This window comes from Bacteroides sp. HMSC067B03 (assembly GCF_001811315.1).
In the GTDB taxonomy this organism is placed as follows: domain Bacteria; phylum Bacteroidota; class Bacteroidia; order Bacteroidales; family Bacteroidaceae; genus Bacteroides; species Bacteroides faecis.
In genome coordinates, this window is record NZ_KV804391.1 from 34,006 (window position 1) to 53,008 (window position 19,003).

Annotated in this window: 14 protein-coding genes; 11 read left to right on the plus strand and 3 right to left on the minus strand. The window is 42.1% G+C overall.

Annotation, left to right across the window (positions count from 1 at the left end; genetic code table 11):
• The first annotated feature begins 9 nt into the window (after positions 1-9).
• The 6 genes from HMPREF2794_RS16825 to HMPREF2794_RS16850 all read left to right on the plus strand — a co-directional run bounded on the left by HMPREF2794_RS16825 (position 10) and on the right by HMPREF2794_RS16850 (position 9,164).
• Positions 10-720 (plus strand): DUF4843 domain-containing protein, encoded by a 711-nt coding sequence (locus tag HMPREF2794_RS16825; RefSeq protein WP_010536015.1) that lies wholly within the window; start codon positions 10-12, stop codon positions 718-720.
• A 19-nt stretch (positions 721-739) separates the two neighbouring features.
• Positions 740-2,371 carry a PKD-like family lipoprotein gene (locus tag HMPREF2794_RS16830; protein ID WP_010536016.1) on the plus strand — a complete coding sequence of 544 codons (1,632 nt, stop codon included), beginning with the start codon at positions 740-742 and terminating at the stop codon, positions 2,369-2,371.
• A gap of 65 nt (positions 2,372-2,436) precedes the next feature.
• Entirely contained in the window at positions 2,437-5,019 is a 2,583-nt protein-coding gene (locus HMPREF2794_RS16835; protein WP_010536017.1) for a zinc-dependent metalloprotease, read from the plus strand.
• Positions 5,020-5,027: 8 nt separating this feature from the next.
• Positions 5,028-7,634 (plus strand): zinc-dependent metalloprotease, encoded by a 2,607-nt coding sequence (locus HMPREF2794_RS16840; RefSeq protein WP_022301794.1) that lies wholly within the window; start codon positions 5,028-5,030, stop codon positions 7,632-7,634.
• Between the two features lie 262 nt (positions 7,635-7,896).
• Positions 7,897-8,448: an RNA polymerase sigma-70 factor gene (locus HMPREF2794_RS16845; RefSeq protein WP_070751976.1), complete on the plus strand. Its 552-nt coding sequence runs from the start codon at positions 7,897-7,899 to the stop codon at positions 8,446-8,448.
• A gap of 308 nt (positions 8,449-8,756) precedes the next feature.
• Positions 8,757-9,164: a hypothetical protein gene (locus HMPREF2794_RS16850; RefSeq protein ID WP_070751978.1), complete on the plus strand. Its 408-nt coding sequence runs from the start codon at positions 8,757-8,759 to the stop codon at positions 9,162-9,164.
• A gap of 80 nt (positions 9,165-9,244) precedes the next feature.
• Here HMPREF2794_RS16850 and ybeY read toward each other — a convergent pair whose 3' ends face one another.
• Positions 9,245-9,658: an rRNA maturation RNase YbeY gene (ybeY, locus tag HMPREF2794_RS16855; protein WP_008767506.1), complete on the minus strand. Its 414-nt coding sequence runs from the start codon at positions 9,656-9,658 to the stop codon at positions 9,245-9,247.
• A 15-nt stretch (positions 9,659-9,673) separates the two neighbouring features.
• Positions 9,674-10,906, minus strand: coding sequence for a nucleoside recognition domain-containing protein (locus tag HMPREF2794_RS16860; protein ID WP_010536025.1), 1,233 nt, complete (start codon positions 10,904-10,906; stop codon positions 9,674-9,676).
• A 119-nt stretch (positions 10,907-11,025) separates the two neighbouring features.
• Here HMPREF2794_RS16860 and ruvB point away from each other — a divergent pair, with 119 nt between their 5' ends.
• From ruvB to HMPREF2794_RS16885, 5 genes are all read left to right on the plus strand, one after another.
• Positions 11,026-12,057: a Holliday junction branch migration DNA helicase RuvB gene (gene ruvB, locus HMPREF2794_RS16865; protein ID WP_055269530.1), complete on the plus strand. Its 1,032-nt coding sequence runs from the start codon at positions 11,026-11,028 to the stop codon at positions 12,055-12,057.
• Positions 12,058-12,163: 106 nt separating this feature from the next.
• Complete coding sequence (locus tag HMPREF2794_RS16870; protein WP_070751980.1) at positions 12,164-12,931, plus strand: carboxylesterase family protein; 768 nt, start codon at positions 12,164-12,166, stop codon at positions 12,929-12,931.
• Positions 12,932-12,966: 35 nt separating this feature from the next.
• Positions 12,967-14,418, plus strand: a complete 1,452-nt coding sequence (locus HMPREF2794_RS16875; protein WP_070751982.1) for a lipopolysaccharide biosynthesis protein — start codon at positions 12,967-12,969, stop codon at positions 14,416-14,418.
• Positions 14,419-14,420: 2 nt separating this feature from the next.
• Positions 14,421-15,776, plus strand: a complete 1,356-nt coding sequence (locus HMPREF2794_RS16880) for a TIGR00341 family protein (RefSeq protein ID WP_029425178.1) — start codon at positions 14,421-14,423, stop codon at positions 15,774-15,776.
• A gap of 38 nt (positions 15,777-15,814) precedes the next feature.
• Positions 15,815-17,956, plus strand: a complete 2,142-nt coding sequence (locus HMPREF2794_RS16885) for a S46 family peptidase (RefSeq protein ID WP_022301802.1) — start codon at positions 15,815-15,817, stop codon at positions 17,954-17,956.
• An 11-nt stretch (positions 17,957-17,967) separates the two neighbouring features.
• Here HMPREF2794_RS16885 and HMPREF2794_RS16890 read toward each other — a convergent pair whose 3' ends face one another.
• Complete coding sequence (locus tag HMPREF2794_RS16890; RefSeq protein WP_010536031.1) at positions 17,968-18,834, minus strand: DMT family transporter; 867 nt, start codon at positions 18,832-18,834, stop codon at positions 17,968-17,970.
• Positions 18,835-19,003 lie beyond the last annotated feature (169 nt).

Genomic DNA, 19,003 nt, shown 5'->3' on the forward strand with positions numbered 1-19,003 from the left:
AAAAGAAAGATGAAAAAAAATATTCTATTTGCTTTAATATCTCTTTGTTTTTGGGGATGTTCGGAAGATGAGATAAAACCCTATCATGGTGGACAATATCTTTATTTTAGCCAATTGAAGGAATTTGGTGATGAGGATTTCGAAGTATCTTTCAATAACTATCCTACTAGTGATGCTATTATTGTGAAGATTGGTCTGGGGCTAGTCGGAAAACCGTTTTCAACAGATACACCTTACGAAGTAAGTGTGGTTGCGGAAGATGAGAGTGAAGATAAGATAAAGAATGCTGATCAGAAAAATTATCATTTGCCTGATAATCCAATGTTTAAAGCTGGATTATCTAATGATACATTGGAGGTTGTGTTGTTAAAAACGGAAGATTTGAAAGAGAATGTGAAGTTGTGTTTGAAAATTCTTCCAAATGAGTATTTCGAAGGATCAATACCGGAATACGAACAAATTAAAATTGTATTTAATAATATTATTAGTAAACCTTTATGGTGGACCAATGATGTCACGAAGTTGTATTTAGGTACATATTCTAGAAAGAAATATGAAGAGTTTGTAAAATGCACTAATATCTCAGATTTTGGAAAACTAAGTACTGCCGAAAAACGGCAATATGCATTGACATTCAAGTATTACATTGCAGTAAACAATGTAATGGATAAAAATGATACAACTGGTGAGGAGTTTCCGATGACTGTACCTATTAACTAATTAGAATAGAAATTGAAATATGAAAATGAAGATATTATTTGTTGTAATGTTCCTTTTGATCATCACGTCTTGTTATGAGGATAAGGGAAATTATGATTATAGAGAAATGAACGATATCGAGATTTCTGTAGAGACTGAAAGTTCTTCGTATGCGTTAGGAGATAAAGTGATATCAAAACCAAAATTAGTTTTCACTTTAGGAAAAGAACCTTCTGATTTATCATATGAATGGACGTTTGATGGACATGTCATAGCTGATACTAGAGACCTGGAGTGGATAGCGGATACAATTGCTAGTACTAAAGAACTTCGGTTGGCTGTGATGGATAATAACACAGGAGTTACCTATTTTGGTTCTACGTACATTTCTGTTTCTTCTGCTTATGCCTCTAACGGCTGGGTAGTACTCTCCGAGAAAGAAGGTATCAGTACTTTAGCTTTTTTGAGAGAACAGACTGAAGAGGGAATATTAAAACCTGTTGTTACACGTGATATTTATCAAATGATTAATGGTGTACCGATGGGAACACAGCCTGTTTCTATGTATCCTCACTGGACAGAACGCTGGGATGGAGAAGATAAAACCAGTTGGCTATGGGTAGCACAGAAGGGTGGCCAAGGAGCTATTGATATATCAGGTAGCAGTTATAAGCAGGAAGGGATATTGTCTCAAATGTTCCTTAGTAAATCATATCCAGAAGGATTTGTTCCGGTAGGTGTTATTGATATGCAGTTTCTTACAATGGCAATTGGTGAAGATGGAATTATTTATACCCGCGTTAAAGATAGCAATTTATTGTTTAACTCTAGTAATTTCCTTGACCGACCATTAACATCAGATGAAGAAGGTAAAATAAAGGTGGATGGTAGCATGATTGCTTATGCTCCTTTTGATGAACATGGAGGTATGGTTCTTTATGATAAAAATTCTTCGCAATATTTGCATATTGCTGATTATAAGAGTTGGCAAGGTTATAACTATTCTGGCAAGGTGCTACCTTTGAAGGTGGAGGAGTATGAGTATGGTCCTTCTGATGCTAGGCTAGATAACATGAAGGATTATTCTGTATACTTTGTAGGTGCTAGTTTGGTTGACTGGGGAGATGTCTCTTATATGTCTATTATTAAAGATAAGGCTGGCAAGTTCTATATACAGAAATTTACGGTAGAAGCTTATGGAGGGGGTAGTTCTGTCACCAAAGTTGGCGCTAGTTTTACATCTCAAAGTGAGATTGAGGGGCTAAGTTCAGTAATTGACGGAACGTCCAAAAACTGTTTTTATCTTTGTCGGAATCAGGATAAAGCTCCTTATCTGTTTATAAGTAAAGGGGAGACTCTCTATTTTTATTATACAGATGGGAATAAGTTATACACATGTGCTCAATTTGATTCTCCTATTGCTTCTATTGATGCCGAATGCTTTAATAATAAATATATTATAGTAGGTTTGGAAAATGGAGATGTCTATATTCTGAAAGGGGATGATGATAATTCGGATTATACTCTTAAGAAATATGTAATCCAACAGAATAAGGTAATTCAGGTGAATGATGCTGAAAATAAATTTGTATTGTTCCATGAAAAAGATTTTGGGCGGATTATTCAGGTTCGTTATAAATGGAAAGAATCTTGGAATGAATCATTTAGTTAAAACTTAAAAACGATAAAACTTTGAAAAAACTGTATTTACTTCTTCTAGTCGTACTATGCGGGGCTATGACTAACCCCGCTGTGGCTAAGAAGAAAAACAAGAAGAAAGCTTCTACCGAAGCGACTACGAAGAAAGAGAAGAAGGAAACCAAGTATGACAAACTGTTTAAAGACAAGAAGGTCACCACAGCTAAAGGTTTCATCACTCTTCATAAGTTGGACAATAAGATCTATTTTGAGTTACCGATTAAGGTGATGAATCGGGATATCCTGCTCGGTTCTACTATTGCTGAAACTACCGATAACCAATTCGGTTGTGTAGGAGAGAAGTCCGGTGATCCGTTCCTGATCCGTTTCGTACAGCGTGATTCTACTATTACGTTGCGTCGCGTGCAGGCAGGGCAGTTTTCTGAGGACCGTGAGATCAAGAAACGGTTGACGAGCAGTACAATGCCGGCTATCGCCGAAACATTCGAAATTAAGGCTTATAACAATGATAGCACAGCAGTCGTATTCGATATGACAGACTACTTGTTGAGCGATCAGAAACTTCTTTCTCCTTTCTCTCCTTATTCAATGATGGAGATGATGGGAGCGGATATCGATAAAGATTTCGAGAAAGAAAGTTCCTTTATCCAAGGAATCAAAGGATTTGAAGATAATATCAGCGTACGTTCTTTGCTGACCTATAAAATCAGTGTAGGGGTGAAAGGAAACTACGCCGTGAAGAAAATGCCGTTTACAGCAGTCATGAACCGTAGTTTCATTCTGTTGCCCGAGCAGCCGATGCGTCCTCGCTATGCTGATCCACGTATCGGTATTTTCGAGCATTCGGTAGTGGAATTTGCTTCCGAAGGACGTGGATTACGCACTCGTCACATTGCTCACAGATGGAATCTGGAGCCATCTGACTCTGCTGCTTATCTTCGTGGTGAACTGGTGGAGCCCAAGAAGCCCATCGTTTTCTATATTGATGATGCGTTCCCTTTGAACTGGAACAAATATATCCACAAAGGAGTTGAAGTATGGCAGAAAGCATTCGAAAAGATTGGTTTCAAGAATGCTATTGTAGCTAAAGACTTCCCGAAAGACGACCCGAATTTTGATCCCGAGAATATTAAGTATTCTTGTATCCGTTACGCACCGTCTACGGTAGCCAATGCGATGGGACCATCCTGGATTGATCCGCGTTCCGGAGAGATTATCAATGCATCTGTGACTGTATTCCACAACATCGTGCAACTCGTTCAGTACTGGCGCTTCTTGCAGACTGCCCCTGCTGATAAAGATGTTCGCGATATCGTATTGCGTGAGGACTTGTTGGGCGATTGCATCGCTTACGTACTTTCTCATGAAGTAGGTCATACATTGTCATTGATGCACAATATGGCCGGTTCTTCCTCTATTCCTGTAGAGTCATTGCGTGATCCGAAGTTTACTCAGGAGTTCGGAACTACTTATTCTATCATGGACTATGCACGTAATAACTATGTAGCGCAACCGGGTGATAAAGAGAAAGGCGTACGTCTGACTCCGCCGGAATTGGGAGCTTATGATTACTATGCTATTGCCTGGCTGTACACCCCGATATTTGAGGCTAAAACAGCTGAAGAAGAAATTCCTATACTGGACAAATGGATCAGCGAAAAGTCAGGAGATGATAAATATCGTTATGGTAAACAACAATTCAAACGCCGCTTTGACCCGAGTTCTGTAGAAGAGGATTTGGGAGACGATCCGGTGAAAGCTTCTGAATACGGACGCCGTAACCTGCAATATCTGCTGAAACATATCAACGACTGGGTAGCAGATAAGGATAAGGATTTTGAGTTCCGTAGTGCGGTTTATGACGAAGTGGTGTATGCTTATGTACGTTATCTGAGTTTCGTATTGGGAGATATCGGTGGTATCTATTTGAATGAACGCTATGACGGTGACCAGCGTCCGAGCTATAAAACGGTATCTAAGCAACAGCAGAAGAAGGCACTGAACTTCCTGTTGAACGAGTTGAAAGACCTTTCCTGGCTGGATGCCCGCGAGACATTGAAAGAGTTCCCGATTCGTACTTCTGTTGCTATGCAGATGGAAGATGCTATTATAGATGGTATTCTGTCCCGTTGTGGTGCAGTAGCTATTTGTTCGGACAAAGCTACATCGTCTCCTTACACTCAGAAAGAATATCTGGCTGATATCGAACGTTTCGTATGGGCTCCTACACGTGCCGGCAGAAATCTGACTGAAACGGAAATGCGCTTGCAGATGAATTACCTGACTAAATTGATTGAAGGTTCGGTAGCCGGAGTTACCAAGAATGCCAGCCGCAGAGGAATTGCAGATATGTATGCTTACATTGAAGTTCCCGAATGGTTGAAATCGGCTTCCCGCGAACGTTTCGGTATTATTTCGGAAGAGTTTATGGGATGTTTCAATAACAAACCTCGTGAAATGCAGGCTGCCCGTCTCGAAGAGATCAGCGGTTTTGATGATGATGTGGATTTGAAAGCACCGATTGAACCGATGGAACACGTTTACTACGGTGAGTTGAAGAAAGTTCGTAGCCTGGTTGCGGCCAATGCTTCTACTGGCTCTGCTGATACCCAGCGCCACTACCGCTTATTGTTGTACAAGATTGATCAGGCATTAAAATGATAGGAAGTATGAGAAATAGATATAGTAAGATACTTTGTTTATTACTTCTTTTTGCCTGTTGCCTGCCACAGGAAGGAAATGCTTTCTGGCCTTTTAAAAAGAAGAAAAAAGAAGATAAGAAGGAAAACCTGACACCTTACCAGAAGTTGTTCAAGAACAAAAAGGTGCAGACAGCACATGGCCTGATGACCATTCACAAAGTGGAAGGAAAGATATATGTGGAATTTCCGATCGATATGTTAGGACGCGAAATGCTGTTTACTTCTTCTATCGAGAATACAAGCGACGGCGGTGAGGGTGCTCCGGGACAGCTGGGCGGTACGGATGTACGTTTCCGCTTTGAGATGATCGACTCTACACTGGTGGCACGTATGCCCTTGCTGAGCAAACCGGTGAATACGAGCGGTGACAGTTATATCGCCCGTGCACTGGACAATTCGCACAATCCGGGTATTTTCAAAAGCTTTAAAGTACTGGCTTGTACACCGGACAGTTCTGCGCTTGTAGTGGATATGAAGGGACTGTTTATGGAAGGATCTGCATTTACCAAGCCTTTCCCTTCTACTTCTGCCAACGGTTATTACGGATTCGTTTCACGTGATCACTCCCTGCAGTCTGATAAGTCGGCCATCCTTGGAGTGTCGGCTACAGAGAATAATATAGCTGTACGTGAAGAACTGTCTTACAAGGTTGACCACACACTGATGGGCGCTTACAGCATGTATAAGGATGTGCCTCTGACAGCTGTGGTCAATAAAATGTTGTGCATCTTGCCGGAGGAACCGATGGCTCCCCGTCTGGCTGATTCGCGCTTGGGAATGACAACGCAGCTGAAAAGTGACTTTGCGGGAGCTACTCAGGAAGTGAAAAGCATACGTTATGCAAAGCGCTGGCGTATCGAACCGTCTGACTCTGCTGCTCATCGTCGTGGAGAATTGGTTCAACCTAAAAAGCAGCTGGTCTTTTATATCGACAGCCTGATGCCTGCAAAATGGAATCCATATATCAAAGCCGGTGCAGAATCATGGAATAAGGCGTTTGAGAAGATAGGATTTAAAGATGTTATCTGTGTGAAGGAGTTTCCGAAGAATGATACATTGTTCAATGCAAACAGTCTTGATTGCATGACCGTACGTTATTCTGCTTCCTGGATGAATTCCGCGCAGACTACGATACACTCTGATTCACGTACAGGTGAGATTCTGAATGCTTCTATCCTGATCAATGCAAACATGATCAGTGTGCAGTATGCTGACCGTGTCGGAGCAACTGTAGCTATCGACCCTCGTGTACGTACTACTGTTTTCCCGGAAGATATACAAGGTGAGTTGATCGAGGCTGCTATCGCTCAGGCGGTAGGTACCGGTCTGGGATTGACTATGAACTGGGGGGCTTCCTGTGCTTATCCGGTAGATTCGTTGCGTTCGGTAGGCTTTACACAGAAGTACGGACTGGCTTCTTCCGTTATGGGAGGAGTAGTGATCAATGATGTGGCTACGGAAGACGATGTACGCAAAGGAGTATGCCTGGTTAATACCAAGCCCGGTCCTTACGACGAACTGGTGATTAAATATTTATATCAGCCTATTTATGCTTCTTCATTGCAGGAAGAGAAAGATACGCTGGACAGCTGGATTCGTGAACATACAGGAGATCCGCATTATGCCTATATCCGCAATCAGTCCCGTTTCGATTCCGATCCCCGTAACAGCCGTGGAAGTTTGGGAGATGATCATTTGAAATCATTCGACTATATGCTTCCCAATGTCCGCAAAGGATTTGAGAACTATTATAACTGGTTTGCCAAGGATGACCGTGATTTCTTAATGCGCAGACGTGTACACTCTGCCCTAAGTGAAAGGCTGAGCGGACGTATTTACGCTGTTCTGAGTTATATTGGGGGTATTTACCTGAATGATATTCGTGAGAAGGATGCGATACCGAGCTACTCAATGGTAGATCGGGAGAAGCAGAAAGCAGCATTGGATAAGGCACTGGAACTGGCGAAGAATTTGGAGTGGGTGGATGATGATGCTCATGCCAAGGAATTCGAGATTGCAGATGAGAAGGCAGATCGTCTTCGTCTGGATATCTTCAATGGAATTTTCGGACGTCTGCCTTATGTCGAAGTTTGTACGGAACGTTTCCCCGATGCGGCTTACACGGCTTCGGAATATCTGGATGACATTTACGGGGTTGTCTGGGAAGGCGTATTGAAACACCGTCCGTTGAAAGACTTTGAAAGAGCTTTGCAGACTGCATTCCTGGAAAGTATCATTTCGACATCGACAGCCACTTCGCCTGTCGGTAGTTTCAAAGCTTCTAAAACTGCATTTGCAGCTTCCGGCAAGCCGGAGATTAATCTGGCTGCTCTGAGAAACGGAGAAAGAGTGGATATGAAGATGCAACTCCTGCAGAATCCGGAAGAGATAGCAGGTTTTTCTTCAGTACCGCCGATCTACACTAATCAGACGAAAATTGCTGCGTATTATTTCGACTTGTTGATGAAGACGAAAGATATGCTCGAAAAAGCTGTATCAGCAGCTCCCGAAGCAGATCGTTCTCATTACGACTTGTTGATCTACCGCATCAAGAAGGCAATAGAAATTGAATAAATCTCTATTACATAAACTCTCTCTTAATTAATTTGTCTCTATGAAAACAATATTGTAAGAGGTATTTTTAAGGATTTCTTCTATGCAATATTGAGCATTTTTCACCTGGGTTTACATTGTCGAATGTAAATCCGGGTGAATCTTTTATAGGCGGATATCTTTTGGAAAGTACCATACAACTAGATTGTCCGAGAGAAAAATATCAGTCTTTCTGTATAGAACATTATTATTTAATTTGTATTTTTGGCGCAAAACTCCCGAAATGACTAACAATGAGATTTCCATAGAACAAATTAATAAGTTGGATGCGGCTGCTTTCCGACTGCTTTATAAGAATTATTATAAAGCATTGGTTTGCTATGCAATAACAATTGTCGGAGATTCAGAATCTGCAGAAGATATTGTCCAGGAGTTATTCTCCACTATTTGGGAGAAGAAGATGCTTTTCCGGTCTCTGGCTTCATTTAGGGCTTATCTGTATAATTCTGTCAGAAATGCTTCCCTGGATTATTTGAAACATAAGGATGTGGAAGGTAGCTATCTTCAGAAGATGCTTGATAGCCACTCCACTACATTTAGGATGGAAGAAGAGGAAGAAGGGTTCTTTAGTGAAGAAGTCTATCGCCAGTTACTTCAGACAATTGATGCTTTGCCAGATCGATGCCGGGAAGTTTTTTTGATGTATATGGAAGGCAAGAAGAACGAGGAGATTGCTACTGCACTCCATGTTTCTCTTGAAACTGTGAAGACTCAAAAGAAGAGAGCAATGTCCTTCCTTAGAATAAGGTTGAAAGCATTGTTCTTTCTCAATTAATAAAAAATTTCTTTCCTTTTAATAGATAATGATTATGTTTATTACTTGCTATTTTTCTAGAATGCTTTTTTTGAAAAAATAATAAAGAAAGTAGTAATAAATGTCCCTCAATTTTCTTTCCTAGTCGTCTTATCTATACCCCTTATTTAAAGGGTGATAATGGCAGTTTAACTTAGAATATTAACGAAGTTATTGTTATACTTTATGGAGAGCTACTGGTAAATGAAGGGTTTTCATATATATTAGTTGGAAAGGAATGAAAAAGGCATATATTTTTGATTGTATTATTAATTATAAAATAAACTATTATGGAAGATGTAAAGAATGCTAATGGTTATCCAGTTAATAAAGCGGTGGAAGAGTTGATGAATGTAGTAACAAGAGGAGGGGAACCAGTATTGATAAAGATACACTCTATTTTGCCAATTGATGCATCGGGTTATTATGCTTCTAATTTTTCTATAAACTTAAAAGGGACAGATGTCATGTGCAGTGCAATTGATATTGGGAACATCAATCCTAGTGGAGAATATAGACTATATATGTATACAGGAAAACCAAATGCTACATATGATAATTATGGATATGATGGATTGATTTCGAGAAGGTATATGTATGCAATTATAGATGCAAGTATGGATCGTGGATCTCTAAGTTTTTGGTTTGTTGTATTAGCAAATTCTATTTCTGGCTTTGAAAAAATAGCTTACAAATAAGTGCGTTGTAAGTATAATAAAGCCATATATTAAAAGCATTATAAACTTTTAATATATGGCTTTATTATCAAATAAATTCTTTATCGCATTGCTAACGCCTTATTCTCCGCCTCTTCCATGATTTCCCTTTCCCCGGGACCTTTGTCATTGATACCGCAGAGATGAAGAATACCATGAATAATAACCCGGTGTAGTTCATCATCATAAGCTGCCCCGAATTGCTCGGCATTGGTGCGTATCGTATCCAGGCTGATAAACAGGTCGCCCGACAGACGATCACCTTCGCAATAATCGAAAGTAATGATATCCGTGTAATAATCGTGTTGCAGATATTGTCGGTTTACCTCCAGAATCTTTTCATCGGAGCAGAAGATATAAGCGATTTCACCGAGTCTTTTTCCATAAGAGGCAGCTACATTCTTTATCCATTCTGTAGTTTCCCGTTTTTTGATATCAGGCATCTTGACGCCTTCGGTTTGATAAGTTACAGCCATAATTGAGTCTATGATTTAAAAGAAAAATAAATAACTGATTAAGATGGCGGCTATAATACCGGAGAAGTCTGCAATCAAGCCGCAGGTGACTGCATTCCGAGTTTTACTGATTCCGACGCTGCCGAAGTAAACGGCAAGGATATAGAAAGTGGTGTCCGAAGCTCCGCGTACTACGCAACTCATTCGGCCTACAAACGAATCCGGTCCCATCTCTTTCATCGTGTCAATCATCAGCCCATTGGCACCGCTGCCGCTGAGAGACTTCATCAGCGCTGTCGGCAATGCTCCCACAAAACTGGTATCCACTCCGCACAGACCGACTACATAACCAATGCCCCCCACAAGGAAATCCATCGCTCCCGAAGTACGGAATACGGCAATGCCTACAAGGAAGGCAACCAAGTACGGAATGATTCGTACGGCTGTCGTGAAGCCTTCTTTGGCACCTTCTACAAAAGAATCATATACGTTAATCTTCTTCCGGACTCCTGTCAGAATAAACAGGATGATCACCCCGAACAGAAGAATATTTGCTATCAGCGTAGAGTAAGTACCCATTTCCTCACGCGAAATATTCAGAAACAGATAAATCAATCCGGAGAAGAAAAGGCAGATAACGCCCATCAATATCAGGATAGGCTTGTTGATCAGATTGATCTTCTGGGCGATACTGACAGCTATGACGCCGACCAGAGTCGAGATAAAAGTACTCAGCAGGATAGGGATAAACACATCCGTAGGTTGGGCAGCCCCCATCTGCGCACGGTATACCATGATACTGATCGGGATAATGATGAGCCCGGAGGTGTTGATTACTAGAAACATGATCATCGGATTGGAAGCCGTATCTTTCTTCGGGTTCAGTTCCTGCAGTTCTTTCATTGCTTTGAGCCCCAATGGGGTGGCAGCATTGTCGAGTCCGAGCATGTTGGCGGACATATTCATAAAGATGGAACCCAATACCGGATGCCCTTTGGGAATGTCCGGAAACAGGCGGCAGAGTACCGGACTCAGAAAGCGGGCGAGTGCATTAATCAGTCCGCTATTCTCGCCGATTTTCATGATACCCAGCCAAAGAGCTAATACTCCGGTCAGTCCCAGAGATATCTCGAAAGCGGTTTTCGAAGAGTCGAAAGTTGAGTTCATGATAGCTGTAAATATCTCCGTGTCTCCCAGAAAAATTACTTTTATCAGGGCGATAACGAAGGCGATGATGAAGAATGCTATCCAGATGTAATTTAGAACCATAGTCGATGATGTGTATATAGATGATGCAAAAGTAGTTATTACGTTTTAAATAAACCTCCTTTCTTATGCTGAAAATAAAGGTAATTCTCTATCTTTGTCTCCTACTTTTCAAGAAGAAAATGGAACAAGAAGATTTTAACATACGCGAACATCAGCTGACTTCAAGGGAGCGGGATTTCGAAAATGCGCTCCGTCCGTTAAGCTTTGAAGACTTTAGCGGGCAGGATAAGGTGGTGGAAAACCTTCGCATCTTTGTGAAGGCGGCACGGTTACGTGGCGAAGCGCTCGACCACGTTCTGCTGCACGGACCTCCCGGATTGGGTAAAACAACGCTTTCAAATATTATAGCTAACGAATTGGGAGTAGGCTTTAAAGTAACCTCCGGTCCGGTGCTCGACAAACCGGGCGATCTGGCAGGAGTTTTGACCAGCCTCGAACCGAACGATGTGCTCTTTATCGATGAAATTCACCGTTTATCGCCGGTGGTAGAAGAATATCTCTATTCGGCCATGGAAGATTACCGGATAGATATCATGATTGATAAGGGACCTTCGGCACGTAGCATTCAGATTGACCTGAATCCGTTTACGCTGGTCGGTGCAACTACCCGTAGCGGATTGCTGACGGCTCCACTTCGTGCCCGTTTTGGTATTAATCTGCATTTAGAGTACTATGACGATGATATTCTGAGTAATATCATCCGACGTTCAGCATCCATACTGGACGTGCCTTGTTCGGTGCGGGCGGCATCGGAGATTGCATCCCGAAGTCGTGGTACGCCCCGTATTGCCAATGCTTTGCTTCGTCGCGTACGCGATTTTGCGCAGGTGAAAGGTTCCGGCTCTATCGATACGGAAATAGCTCAGTTTGCACTGGAAGCGTTGAATATCGACAGGTATGGTTTGGATGAGATAGACAACAAGATACTTTGCACCATCATAGACAAGTTTAAAGGCGGTCCTGTCGGTTTGACAACCATTGCTACCGCTTTGGGCGAAGATGCGGGCACTATTGAGGAAGTGTATGAACCTTTCCTGATCAAAGAAGGTTTTATGAAACGGACTCCTCGTGGACGTGAAGTGACGGAGCTTGCCTATAAGCATTTGGGAAGGAGCCTCTATAGCAGTCAGAAAACCTTGTTTAATGACTGATAGTTTGATCTGGCGGCTGTCGGTATGGAGAGTGTTGGCGACAATTAAAAGCAGGCTTTTTGAGGAACGTTTAAACAGATAACTGATTTTATTGAATGATTGGAGTATGAAGCAGTGGAGTATCTTACTTGTATTTCTCTCTTTGAGTCTGTCATTATCAGCTCAACAAGGTTATGAGAAGGACGTATTTGTCTCTTCCACAGGAGATTCTTTGCCTTATCGGATGATTCGTCCCGAGCCAATGAAGGCGGGGAAGAAATATCCGCTGGTCCTGTTCCTGCATGGAGCCGGTGAGCGTGGAAATGACAATGAAAGACAACTGACGCATGGCGGACAGATGTTTCTGAATCCTGTCAACAGAGAGAAGTATCCGGCTTTCGTACTTGTTCCTCAATGTCCGGCAGGTAGCTACTGGGCTTATACGGAACGTCCGAAATCACTGTTTCCGGCAGATATGCCTGCAGGACAGGAGATGAGTTCTCTTACCCGGACTCTCAAACAATTGTTGGACACTTATCTGGTCATGCCCGAAGTCGATAAAAAACGGATATATATTGTCGGATTGTCAATGGGAGCGATGGGGACGTATGATTTGGTGGTCCGTTATCCGGAGATTTTTGCGGCTGCCGTTCCCATTTGCGGATCGGTGAATCCGGACCGTTTGCCGGCTGCCAAAGAAGTGAAGTTCCGTATATTTCATGGGGATGCCGATGATGTGGTAACAGTTGAAGGGTCGCGTGAAGCGTACAAAGCACTGAAAGCTGCCGGAGCAAAGGTGGAATATATCGAATTCCCCGGTTGCAATCATGGCAGCTGGAATCCTGCATTCAATTATCCGGGCTTCATGGAGTGGCTGTTCAAACAAAAGAAATAATATTATTCATTGATAATAAAGAGATCTAAATAAACATGGCAGAATTAAAGTCATTGGCAAAGGACACTGCGATTTATGGTGCCAGCAGTATTATTGGTAAGTTTCTGAATTATTTTCTGGTACCGATTTATACTTTTTCGCTTCCTGCTGCTTCCGGAGGATACGGAGTGATCACCAAGATGTATGCTATTGTGGCGTTATTGCTTGTGGTGCTTACCTTCGGAATGGAAACCGGCTTTTTCCGTTTTGCCAATAAAGGAGATGACGATCCGAAGAAAGTATATTCTGTTTCGTTATTGATGGTCGGGGGCGTATCGCTCATATTCTTGCTGTTGTGTCTGGTCTTCCTCAATCCTATTGCGGGATTAATGGGTTATGGTGAACATCCATGGTATTTGGGTATGATGCTGATTGTATTGGCTATGGATGCCATTCAGGCTATTCCGTTTGCTTATCTTCGTTATAAGAAACGCCCTATCAAGTTTGCCGGACTGAAACTCTTATTCATATTTGTCAGTATCCTGCTGAATATCCTCTATTTTGTGGTCATGAAAGGTGATGATGTGGGAGTGGCTTTTCTTATTAATCTGATCTGTTCTTTTGTTGTAATGCTCGGACTGATACCTGAGTTCCGTGAATTCCGCTATTGTCCTGACCGTTTATTGATGAAGCGGATGTTATATTATTCATTTCCTATTCTGATATTGGGGGTGGCAGGCATTGTGAATCAGGTCGGGGATAAGATTATTTTCCCTTTTGTATACCCTGATAAGGTGGAAGCGGATGTACAGTTAGGTATTTACAGTGCGGCTACTAAGATAGCGATGATTATGGCAATGATCACGCAGGCTTTCCGTTTTGCTTATGAACCTTTTGTCTTTGGTAAAAGTAAGGATAAGGATAACAAGCAAATCTATGCGCAGGCAATGAAGTTTTTCATTATCTTTACGCTGCTGGCTTTTCTGGCAGTAATGTTTTATCTGGATATTCTGCGTTATATCATTGCCAAGGATTATTGGGAAGGACTTAGGGTAGTCCCCATCGTGATGATTGCAGAGATGTTTATGGGAATCTATTTTAATCTTTCTTTTTGGTATAAACTGACGGATGACACGAAATGGGGAGCTTATTTTTCGATAATAGCCTGTCTGATTGTTGTTCTGATGAATATCTTCCTGATTCCTGTATATGGGTATGTAGCTTGCGCATGGGCAGGTTTTACCGGCTATGCCATCGCTATGTTACTATCTTATTTGGTAGGTCAGAAGAAGTATCCTATTGCTTATGATTTGCGTGGAATAGGTTGTTATGTAGGATTAGCCATTATTCTGTATCTGATTGGTGAATGGATGCCGATTCATAACACAGTTTTGCTTCTGGCCTTACGTACAGTGCTTCTGTTGCTGTTTGTTGCCTATATTATCAAACGGGATTTGCCATTGCAGCAGATTCCTGTTATTAACCGAATTATAAAAAAGAAGAAATGACTATGAAGACAGATGAACGTAATAAGTTTGCTATCAAGTCGTTCTTAGGTGAATACCTGGACTTGAAAAAGGATAAAGACAACGAACTGGAAACAGTAGATTCTATCCGTAAAGGAGTGGAATTCAAAGGAGCCAATTTGTGGATTCTTATTTTTGCCATCTTCATGGCGTCACTTGGATTGAATGTCAACTCTACAGCGGTTATTATCGGTGCCATGTTGATTTCTCCATTAATGGGACCTATCATGGGCGTCGGTTTATCTGTCGGTCTGAATGACTTTGAACTGATGAAACGTTCGTTGAAGAGCTTTCTGATAACGACTGCTTTCAGTGTGACAACGGCCACTATATTTTTTCTTTTTACTCCTATTGCAGAAGCGCAATCAGAATTGCTGGCACGAACTTCACCAACGATTTATGACGTATTCATCGCACTCTTCGGTGGTTTGGCAGGCGTTGTCGCTCTTTCTACCAAGGAGAAAGGAAATGTGATTCCGGGAGTTGCCATTGCTACGGCGTTGATGCCTCCGCTTTGTACGGCAGGCTATGGATTGGCTTCGGGCAATCTGGTTTACTTTTTGGGTGCTTTCTATCTCTATTTCATCAACTCCGTATTTATCAGTCTGGCTACTTTTATCGGTGTGCGGGTGATGCATTTTCAACGTAAGGAATTTGTTGATAAGGCACGTGAGAAGATGGTGCGTAAATATATCATTCTGATTGTTGTACTAACGATGTGTCCGGCTGTTTATCTGACATTTGGTATTATTAAAAGTACTTTTTACGAGACAGCAGCCAACCGGTTTATCAACGAGCAGCTGAACTTTGAAAATACGCAGGTACTTGATAAGAAGATCAGCTATGAACATAAAGATATCCGTGTGGTTCTGATTGGTCCTGAAGTGCCGGATGCTTCTATCTCCATTGCTCGTAGCAAACTGAAAGAATATAAGTTGGAAGAAACAAAGCTGACAGTGCTGCAAGGAATGAATAATGAGGCGGTGGACGTTTCCTCCATTCGTGCTATGGTGATGGAAGACTTTTATAAAAACAGTGAACAACGCTTGCAGGAACAGCAGAAAAAGATCACCCGACTGGAAGAAAATCTTGCTCAATATAAAGAGTACGATACGATGGGACGTACATTAGTGCCTGAGTTGAAGGTACTTTATCCTTCTATCACTTCGCTTTCAATTGCTCACTCGCTGGAAACACGGGTAGACTCGATGAAGACGGATACAGTGACGCTGGCTGTTTTGAAATTTGGCAAACACCCGTCAGTTGCCGAGAAGGAGAAAATCAGTGCATGGCTGAAAGCACGGGTGGGAGCGAAGAAGTTGAGGCTCATTACCGAATAATGAGTCCGGATTGAACATATAAATCTAAAAATAATAGCATGAAACTCAGACTAACCGCAATGATTCTCCTCTCTTTTTGTCTGTCGCAGGCATTTGCTGACGAGGGAATGTGGCTATTGGGGAACCTTCGCAAGAACAAACAGGCAGAACGGGTGATGAAGGAACTCGGTTTGCAGATGCCTGTAAGCAAATTATATAATCCGAAGAAACCGGCTTTGGCAAATGCTGTTGTCAGCTTCGGAGGATTCTGTTCGGGAGTGGTGGTTTCCGAAGATGGTCTGGTATTTACCAATCATCACTGTGGTTTCAGCAGTATCCAGCAGCATTCTTCCGTAGAACATGATTATCTGAAAGATGGTTTTGTTGCCCGTAACCTGGGTGAAGAACTGCCGAATCCCGAATTATATGTCCGCTTCCTCCTTCGTACGGAGGATGTGACCAAGCGCGTACTTTCGGCTGCCAAGCATGTTCGCACAGAAAGTGAGCGTCGGGTAGTTGTTGACTCTATCATGAATGTAATTGGCATGGAGGTATCGGAAAAGGATTCTACGTTGACGGGAATTGTCGATGCTTATTATGCCGGAAATGAGTTCTGGCTTTCTGTCTATCGTGATTATAACGATGTCCGGCTGGTTTTTGCTCCTCCTTCTTCTGTCGGTAAGTTCGGATGGGATACGGATAACTGGATGTGGCCTCGCCATACAGGTGATTTCAGTGTTTTTCGTATTTATGCCAACAAACAGAATGGCCCGGCGGATTATTCACCTGAAAATGTCCCTTATCGCCCTGAATACGTGGCTCCTATTTCGCTGGACGGATACAAGGAAGGCTCTTTTTGTATGACTTTGGGTTATCCGGGCAGTACGGAGCGTTATCTCTCTTCTTATGGTATCGAAGAAATGATGAACGGAATTAACCGGGCAATGATTGATGTACGTGGGGTAAAGCAGGCTATCTGGAAACGGGAGATGGACCGTCGTCCCGATATTCGTATTAAATACGCTTCTAAGTACGATGAAAGCTCCAATTACTGGAAGAACAGTATCGGAACTAATAAAGCTATCCAGCATTTGAAAGTCTTGGAAAAGAAGCGTGCCGCGGAAGCTGCACTTCGTGAATGGATTCAGGCTAATCCGGAGGAAAGAGAGAAACTGATTCGCTTGTTTTCGTCTCTGGAGCTGAATTATAATAATCGCAGTGAAACTAACCATGCATTGGCTTACTTCGGTGAGTCGTTTATCAACGGTCCCGAGCTTGTACAGCTTGCACTGGAAATTCTGAACTTTGATTTTGAAGCCGAAGAGAAGCAGGTGGTTACCCGAATGAAAAAGTTATTGGAGAAATACGATAATCTTGATTTAAATATTGATAAGGAAGTATTTGCCGCTATGTTGAAGGAATATCAGACGAAAGTCGACAAGAAATATCTTCCGGCGATGTATGCCCAGATAGACACCTTGTATAATGGTAATATTCAAGCTTATGTGGATTCTTTGTATGCAACGTCTCATATTACTTCTCCAAGGGGGCTTAAACGTTTCCTGGAACGGGATACGACTTATAATCTGATTGAAGATCCTGCTATTTCTCTCAGCCTTGATCTGATAGTGAAATATTATGAAATGAATCAGAGCATTTCAGAGGCTTCCGAACAAATAGAGCAGGATGAGCGCTTGTTCAATGCAGCTATGCGTCGCATGTATGCAGATCGTAATTTCTATCCCGATGCTAACTCTACGATGCGTCTTAGCTTCGGAACTATTTGTGGTTATTCTCCTTTCGATGGAGCTGTTTATGACTATTTTACGACTGCAAAAGGAATTTTTGAGAAGGTGAAAGAACATGACGGGGATATTGATTTTGCTGTTCAGCCGGAGCTTTTAAATATACTTTCCTCCGGTGACTTCGGCAGATATGCCAATGAAGAAGGAGATATGAGTGTTTGTTTTATCTCGAACAATGACATTACGGGAGGAAACTCCGGGAGTGCCATGTTCAATGCAAAGGGAGAACTTCTTGGATTGGCTTTCGACGGCAATTGGGAAGCAATGAGCAGCGATATTGTCTTTGAACCCGAATTACAACGTTGTATCGGGGTGGATATCCGCTACGTACTTTTTATCATGGAAAAGTACGGAAAGGCTGCTAACCTGATTGAAGAACTGAAGATAAACCGATGAAAAGGCTGATTTTATCGTTTTAATATAATAACCATTACCGCAGCAATAATCAGTGCGATACCTACACCGATACTGGTGGTAAAAGCTTCTCCGAAAAGGAAGATACCTACACATACGGCAGTTACCGGCTCCATAGCTCCCAGCACAGAGGCGAGTGTGGAGCCGATGCTTTTTACGGCTCTCACCAGTGCAAGGTTGGAGACAACCGTAGGGATAAGTGCCAGTAATATCAGGTTGCCGGCAGTATGCCATTCGCTGATAGGTTGCAGTTGGCTGACTGTTCCTATTCCGATGAAAAGGAGGATACCCCCGAAGAGGAATACATAGAAAGTAAGCAGTAATCCCTTCATTCGTCCTATCTTTAGCTGACTCATTGTGACAAGATAGAGTGCATAACCAAGTGCTGACAGCAGGACAATGAAAAGACCGGAAAACGAGATACTTCCAGTTTCCGTATTTCCGCCGGACAAGAAGTAGACGCCGGTTATGGCAGATACGATGGCAGCCATTCTCCAACCGGACTTTTTTTCTTTAAAGAAAAGCATCATGATTAAAGTAGTGAGCACCGGATACATAAAATGAATCGTAGTAGCAACTCCGCTTGCCATGAACTTATATCCCCAGAATAAAAAGACGGCAGACATCAGATAAAGGAGAGCGAGAAGGAGCAGTGAAGGTATATCCCGTCGGCTGATCCGGAAAGATTGACCGTCAATCAGCAGAATTCCACCCAATGCCATACATGCAAACATGAAACGATAGAAAAGTATCGATTCGAAATGCATACCCGCCTGCATGGCAGGGATGGTAAAAAGGGGAATAAGCCCAAAAGAGGCTGATGAAAGCAGCCCATACAGGAAACCATTAACTTTATTCATAGTCAAGTATATATTCGGAGTGCAAAGATACAGTTTTTTGAGCTATTTACCGAAGAATGTCGGTTAACGTCGTATATGGGTATAATAATGTCACGAATAAATGAGGAATAATCATTGAAACGCACTATTTTTGTAAGCGAAAGTTGACAGAACTATTATTACGAGAAAA

Coding starts and splice junctions, on each gene's coding strand:
- HMPREF2794_RS16835 (WP_010536017.1), top strand. CDS start 2,437: ATGACTAACCCCGCTGTGGCTAAGAAGAAAAACAAGAAGAAAGCTTCT.
- HMPREF2794_RS16840 (WP_022301794.1), top strand. CDS start 5,028: ATGAGAAATAGATATAGTAAGATACTTTGTTTATTACTTCTTTTTGCC.
- HMPREF2794_RS16885 (WP_022301802.1), top strand. CDS start 15,815: ATGAAACTCAGACTAACCGCAATGATTCTCCTCTCTTTTTGTCTGTCG.
- HMPREF2794_RS16860 (WP_010536025.1), bottom strand. CDS start 10,906: ATGGTTCTAAATTACATCTGGATAGCATTCTTCATCATCGCCTTCGTT.
- HMPREF2794_RS16870 (WP_070751980.1), top strand. CDS start 12,164: ATGAAGCAGTGGAGTATCTTACTTGTATTTCTCTCTTTGAGTCTGTCA.
- ruvB (WP_055269530.1), top strand. CDS start 11,026: ATGGAACAAGAAGATTTTAACATACGCGAACATCAGCTGACTTCAAGG.
- HMPREF2794_RS16890 (WP_010536031.1), bottom strand. CDS start 18,834: ATGAATAAAGTTAATGGTTTCCTGTATGGGCTGCTTTCATCAGCCTCT.
- HMPREF2794_RS16880 (WP_029425178.1), top strand. CDS start 14,421: ATGAAGACAGATGAACGTAATAAGTTTGCTATCAAGTCGTTCTTAGGT.
- HMPREF2794_RS16850 (WP_070751978.1), top strand. CDS start 8,757: ATGGAAGATGTAAAGAATGCTAATGGTTATCCAGTTAATAAAGCGGTG.
- HMPREF2794_RS16875 (WP_070751982.1), top strand. CDS start 12,967: ATGGCAGAATTAAAGTCATTGGCAAAGGACACTGCGATTTATGGTGCC.
- HMPREF2794_RS16830 (WP_010536016.1), top strand. CDS start 740: ATGAAAATGAAGATATTATTTGTTGTAATGTTCCTTTTGATCATCACG.
- ybeY (WP_008767506.1), bottom strand. CDS start 9,658: ATGGCTGTAACTTATCAAACCGAAGGCGTCAAGATGCCTGATATCAAA.
- HMPREF2794_RS16845 (WP_070751976.1), top strand. CDS start 7,897: ATGACTAACAATGAGATTTCCATAGAACAAATTAATAAGTTGGATGCG.
- HMPREF2794_RS16825 (WP_010536015.1), top strand. CDS start 10: ATGAAAAAAAATATTCTATTTGCTTTAATATCTCTTTGTTTTTGGGGA.